We start from the raw sequence: 6,000 nt of genomic DNA, 5'->3' as shown, positions 1-6,000 counted from the left end.
ATTAGAAATGTCAATTAGAAATGTCAATTAGAAATGTCAATTAGAAATAAAGTTGCCGCTGCCTTTTTAGAGTTATAAATAAATCAATACTATTAGCTTAATACAATTAACTGCCTATTAAATGCTTATTTATGGCGTACGTATTATCAAGCTGTTGCTCTATTAAACTAATCGTTTGCTTATTTACGTCGAGCGCTTTTGCTGTGTTTTTAAAGTTTAAAATAATCTCTGCTATTTCAGATATGATAACTTGTACCTGCTTCCAATTTGCGTAACCAGCAGCAGAAGCTAGCTTTTGAATCGCTTTTAGTGGCGGGTTTTTTCCAAATCCAGCAAACGAAGTAGCATGCTCATTAAAAGGGTGAGGACTAAAAGTGACATCATAAAAAGGCGCTAAATCCCACTCACCAGAATCTTCTTGTAAAAAAGCCCAGTTTTTACTGTGGTCGTCTTGGTTACAGCTAAATAAATTAAACATAGCCCGACGAAATTGTAATTGCCCTGCAGCAGGTGATTTGCATAAAACACGGCTCGCTTTAATTAAATCTTCATAATCTAATGTAGGTGTGCGAAAATCAGCATCAAGCAAGCCACATGCACTATGCATATGTTTGCAGCCCATTTTATTACCCATTAATTTAAACCTATCGAATCGTTTTAGGGCAAGCCATTGCTTTGCACCGGTCCCTTCTGGGGCGGGTACCAGTAATCTCTGAGGAGGGTTTAATCCCGCTTGTTCAGCTAAATCCAAATACACAGCTTCACATAACCCTTCCTCATGTCCTAAAGCGAGGTTTTTGGATGTGAATTTTATTAACCAAGCATCATCACCTGTTTTAGGTTTTGTTCTACATTCTTGTATATTATTGTCAGAAAAATAAATTTGGGCTTTTGGGCGTGCACCGCCGGAGCTACCAGCAGCCACTAACGCAGAAAGTACTTCTTCTGTTTGTCCGTCAAATATTGCTTGGGCTTGTTGGCCTAATGTAGCAAGACCAGCTTCATCGTCATTTGTGCCATCATAATGAGTTTCAGGTGTAAACGATAATGCTCCCATAGCCGAATGGCCAACAAAAGATAAGCGGTCCATTGCTGTAACAAAGTTAGGCATTATATTATTTTGTCTGAATACACGGTCCTGTAGTAATAGCCCCCACCCATCAGGTAAACAATCAGAAAAGACCCCATGCAATCCATTATGTGGGCTTTTGGGTGCTAACTGAACATCTCTATTGAAGGCGAGTGAAAATGGCGAAAGATTACCATATGTGTCTATATAGCCTTGATCGAATTGAAAGTAAACACCTTGTCTATTTTGAGCAAGTACACCAACCTTTAACTCTGTTGAGTCTGACAGTGTACGTTTTACTTCTAGCTTTTCTATGGGTTTAAAGGCCATTGTTTAATACCTGAGCAATTGACGTTGGCGCATTCTTACCTTGAGTTGGCGCTTTTGTTAATTCATATAAACGAGTCAAATCGTCGAGAGATTGCCACAAAAGTAATAGCTGCCTGAATGAAATAAGTCCTGTAACCTCAAACTTTTTTATTGTAGAAGCAGGTACCGTACTTTTTTTAGCTAACGCCTCACGTGACATCTTTGCTTTTTTGCGGCGTTCTTTTAGATGCTCAGCAAAAGCTAGCTGCACATCACCTTCGCTTAATAATAAATAATTAATAATAGAACCTCAAAAAAGACATGTGTGTATCTAAAGTGGGTTTTAAATAGGGTTAATGGATACTATAGTGTCTATTTTGTTGCGAGTAAAGCGTTTGATACGTGTTAATGCCAAGCAAAGTAGATACTGGCTAATTTTGTTCAGGTTCCTTATACAATAGAGTGTAAATCAAATTAGAAGCGTAAAAAATTAAAACGCATTTTTGTGTTTTTCACTTTTCACAATAAAGTGCCTTTTAGGGAACATTAAGCCGCATTTAAGGTCTTAAAGTGACTTATTGGTCACTTTAACTACCGGCGGTTATATAAAAAGTTAAGTCTTTTTTTACTTAATCTACTTTTTTAGCTTGTTTAATAAGCTTAATTAGAATTATCGTCAACACAGCAGCTGGTAATAACCATATAAAATCACTCATCTTAGATTCTCAATATTTGAAATAGTAACTTAACATTAATGTTTTTCAGGTGTTTTGCAAATTTACGTCGTTTATCTATTACCTTTCAATTTTTCTCCTCACTTATGCCTAGTTAGTTTTAGGACAAATAATTAGGAAAAATCATGAAAGATCAAAAGTTACCGTTTATACGTCAATATGTACGCGCTAGTAAATCCCCCTGGGAGGATGCTTCCACCATTTTGCTGTTAGCTGATGTAATTGATAAGCAAACGAAAGAGTTGGGCTTCACAAACTACATTTATTTACACCGAGATAGCGTGGGGAGTGTGCTGGGTATTAGTATTTCTCAACAGTTGTTAGCTGCTAACCCTGAGTTCTCGGGGAGGTATTTGGAAGGTATTGAGATGTATGCTTTTTTACTCATACATATTGAAGAAATAACAAAATTTTGTGGGTTGTTTACTGCAGAATTTGAGCAACTATTTATGCTAAAACCGAATGAGTATTTTGCAGCTACAGAGTGCCATTGGTTAGATATATTAGAAAATACCTAAAAACCTTTAGCGAACCACGTGGTTCGCTTTTTTATTTCCCTGCAACGCTACTAGTTATATGTATAGAACCAAAAATAAGTTACACACTGCATGTTCATTACTCCAAAAAATTGCACCGAGCCTGGCGCTAAACAGGCTTACCTACCTGAAGAGCCTTTGTGGTGATTCACTGCATTTAAATGAATATTCATACTCTGTATGACGTACAGGGTTATGTAGGGAGAAAACAATATAGCGATTGTTTTGGCGGCAGGGCCCGAATGCGCGGTCTTAGTTACCTAATGTAGACAGGTTAAAAATAAAAAGGAGTGAATAATATTCACTCCTTTTTTACATTCAAATTTTATCGTTTTGATATTCTATGCGAAATATCAACAATGCCTCTTAGTTGTGCATACCTAATTAAAATAGGTCATATACATAAGAGATATTATGAAAAATAAACCAATAAAATGGCAGTTCGGGGTGATAGTTCGAACACTCTCAGATGTGTGCTCCATAAGCGGCTACACATTTGCGTTATCGGGTTGGCTTCATTACAAAAAGGTCTGTGATATACCATTAATTACAGATATGGCAGCTAACTCGTATGTACTATTGATTTTAGCGTGTTACGTAAGCCATTTGACATTGGATATTATTGCGCAGTGGTCTAATCGCCATTAACTTCTAGAGCATCATTTTGATGCTCTTTCTTATGAATAGAATAGGGCGGTAATTTCATCACAAAATTTTGTGCGATACACAATCGCAGATTCTAGTAACTCAGCGTCTTCGTGAGTCATAAATGGTTGTTGGGTCTTCTTATTTATTCGCTCTGGGAGCTCTTTCAGTAACTGGGTGTGTAATCTTTTTATATCATCAAATATTTGCGTAGATTGTGAAAATATAAATACCTGTTGGTAATGGCCTGCTTTAAGTGAGTCGAGGTATTTGAGCAGGATAGTCTGACGCGTCGATTTATTTTTAAATGAGTTTTCAATTTCGATAGCAACGACGGTTCTATCCGGTAATACGGCCACACCGTCTACAATTCGCGCACTGCTTTGATTATAAAGTCGTTTAAATTCTGGCTCAGATAAAAATCCTGTCCATAGCGGCCTGTAAATGCCGTCTGAGGTATGGTTATGTAATCCGCGAAGGGCAATAAATGTATTCATTAAGTCGTGCATTATGTGATTGTGGTTAACCTGCAGTGCGGGGTTTGATTTTGAGCGAAAGTAATAATCAATACTGGTTTGCTCCTGTGCATACTTAGCTCCTGAGTAAGTTGGAATATAAACCCGCCCATCAGGACTTCTGTGTGTAGGGACCATCGTTAACAGCTTTTCGTCTACTAACTTATTTAAATGGGCAAGCGCTTGAGGTTGACTAATATTATAGAACCAGCGAATAATCACTGGCGCGACAATAGAAAACCTGACCGCAATAAGGACTGTTAGAGCAGTACGGTTTACACCCTTTTGATAGTTGTTAGCACCTACGTTATATCGCATATCAATGTCAAAATAGCGGGCGTATTGGTGAGCATAGTCGTTATCTTTTTGCATTTGAGTTCACTTAATCAGGAGTCATAATTTATATAACTCCCGAGTATGCGAAATTGACTGCTTATTTAGCGCGAACCATCAAAAATTGCCCATCGTTATATATATCACCAAACGCGATACTCATAAGCTTTTCACTACTGGCGCCGTTTCGTGATTTAGACTGCGCTATATCAACCACAGTCACTGCGTTAGTACTCAGTTTTAAATCTTTTGCTGCAATGAGCACATTATCAACTGCACGCGCAATCTCGGTATGGCCTCGGTAGTTTTTGCCTGTTTTATCTGTATGGTGCAGTATCAAAATTGCCTTTTCTTCGTTTCGTAATGCATCAATACATTTGTTGTAGTAGTTCCAGTCGTTTTGATTGAGCTCCTCTGCGGATGTATACAGTGCGGATAGGTTATCGAAAATCACTACATCGGCCCATTCAATATCACTGGCGAGTGCATCAAAACCGTCAGGTGTTGCGAGGTCGGGCATTCCTCCTGGAATACTTTTTCTATGAATTACTCTAAATAATTGGTCACCAGGCCAAGCGCCTATCGCGTTAAAAATATTGGCAAAACGTGTTTGTATCTGATGCAAACCTAATTCAGCATCAATATACAAAACTTTTTTAGCTTCGCACGGCTCATTACCAAAACTAGTAGTGCCAGCAGCAACACACGCTGCGATATACTGAGATATATAGGTTTTTCCAGAGCCAGCTCCGGCAGCAAGCAGTGTAGCCTCTCCGGCTGTTAATATTGAAGGTACAATGATGCATGGTTGAGGAATATCGGCCTGAACAATACTAAGCACGCTATCGGCTTTTCTTAATTGATGTAATGGATTAGGTGTGTTTGTTGATTCACTGCTTTGTGTAAATTGTTGGGTATGTTTTTGGTCATTCATATTTATAAACTCCTATAAAATTGCGATATTTCGGAATTTCTAAATAGGATGTCGAAAAACGAACTAATTGCGTTTTAAGTAAAATTATCCAATTTATTTTTAATTTTTTTAATTTTGTTTTTTAAACGTAGAAAATTTGTGTGAATTAAACCTATAAAGTAAGGCCTCCTCTTAAAGAGGAGGCCTTACTTTATAGGTTATTCTTTATTTCAATTAGGCAAAAATATTACGGTATTCATTGCAAGACGTTGTGCGTTTTCACTTTAAATGAAACAAGGGATTAAACCATTAAAGAGAAGCCGCTTTCAGCGGATGGTCTCGTCGCTGCGCTACTCAACCATTGGGCCTAAAACGCACGCCAGCTCTGGTGTTGCTCCGCAACGAGCTGACTCGACGCGCTATCGCGCTAGCGTTGTAGACCCAGCGCGAATGCACCTCACTACGCTCTGTACTAACCGCCATACTGCCGCGCCTGACAATGCAATGGGTGCCCCATTATCCGCATTTTTCTTCGCTTTTATTTTCTACGAAAATAGATGGTTCGATATCAATTTGTGCCAAATTTTAATCGAATTTCGCTGATGCGAAACACTATCGCGGTTAGTACAGACCAGCTGTACATTCGCGCTGTCTCCATGTGTCCTAAGCTTCGCTTATGCCACATTACGCGCTTGTTGGCCTCATTCTGAGACGCCTTTTTTTTTGCAGTTTTTCGTGCCGAAAAATGCGTTTTATAAGAGCGTCTTTTAGACAAAAGCGCCTTAAAATTAAACTTATTAATGAACTTTTTATAAAAAGGAGAGAAGGTTTAAGGACTTCCCAGCTGTTTATTTTCTTCTGGTTATCAAAGAAACTAAAGAGTAAAAATTCACCTAAAGCTGATTATACATGCCCTGCCAAAGGTACTGCGAATTTAAGAGTGGTG

6 protein-coding genes are annotated in these 6,000 nt (G+C 38.3%); 2 read left to right on the top strand and 4 right to left on the bottom strand.

From position 1 onward, the window contains the following. Positions 1–106 precede the first annotated feature (106 nt). Positions 107–1,399, bottom strand: a complete 1,293-nt coding sequence (locus tag BM380_RS05780) for a type II toxin-antitoxin system HipA family toxin (protein WP_090493476.1) — start codon at positions 1,397–1,399, stop codon at positions 107–109. Next, complete coding sequence (locus BM380_RS05775) at positions 1,389–1,679, bottom strand: helix-turn-helix domain-containing protein (protein ID WP_090493474.1); 291 nt, start codon at positions 1,677–1,679, stop codon at positions 1,389–1,391. The genes BM380_RS05780 and BM380_RS05775 overlap by 11 nt, the downstream gene beginning before the upstream one ends. Before the next feature lie 558 nt (positions 1,680–2,237). Here BM380_RS05775 and BM380_RS05770 point away from each other — a divergent pair. After that, positions 2,238–2,630 (top strand): hypothetical protein, encoded by a 393-nt coding sequence (locus BM380_RS05770; RefSeq protein ID WP_090493472.1) that lies wholly within the window; start codon positions 2,238–2,240, stop codon positions 2,628–2,630. A gap of 432 nt (positions 2,631–3,062) precedes the next feature. Further along, a complete protein-coding gene (locus BM380_RS18240; RefSeq protein ID WP_139232427.1) occupies positions 3,063–3,296 on the top strand; it encodes a hypothetical protein in 234 nt (77 codons plus the stop codon). Between the two features lie 29 nt (positions 3,297–3,325). On the opposite strand, the gene BM380_RS05765 is transcribed toward BM380_RS18240, so the two are convergent. Both BM380_RS05765 and BM380_RS05760 read right to left on the bottom strand, forming a co-directional pair. Beyond that, entirely contained in the window at positions 3,326–4,180 is an 855-nt protein-coding gene (locus BM380_RS05765; protein WP_090493470.1) for a hypothetical protein, read from the bottom strand. Positions 4,181–4,241: 61 nt separating this feature from the next. After that, a complete protein-coding gene (locus tag BM380_RS05760; protein WP_090493469.1) occupies positions 4,242–5,075 on the bottom strand; it encodes an AAA family ATPase in 834 nt (277 codons plus the stop codon). Positions 5,076–6,000 lie beyond the last annotated feature (925 nt).

Origin of the sequence: Pseudoalteromonas sp. DSM 26666, from assembly GCF_900116475.1 — a bacterium.
Classification (GTDB): Bacteria; Pseudomonadota; Gammaproteobacteria; order Enterobacterales; family Alteromonadaceae; genus Pseudoalteromonas; species Pseudoalteromonas tetraodonis.
Note: the sequence above shows the minus strand (reverse complement) of the source record. Positions and strands in the feature narration are given on the sequence as shown.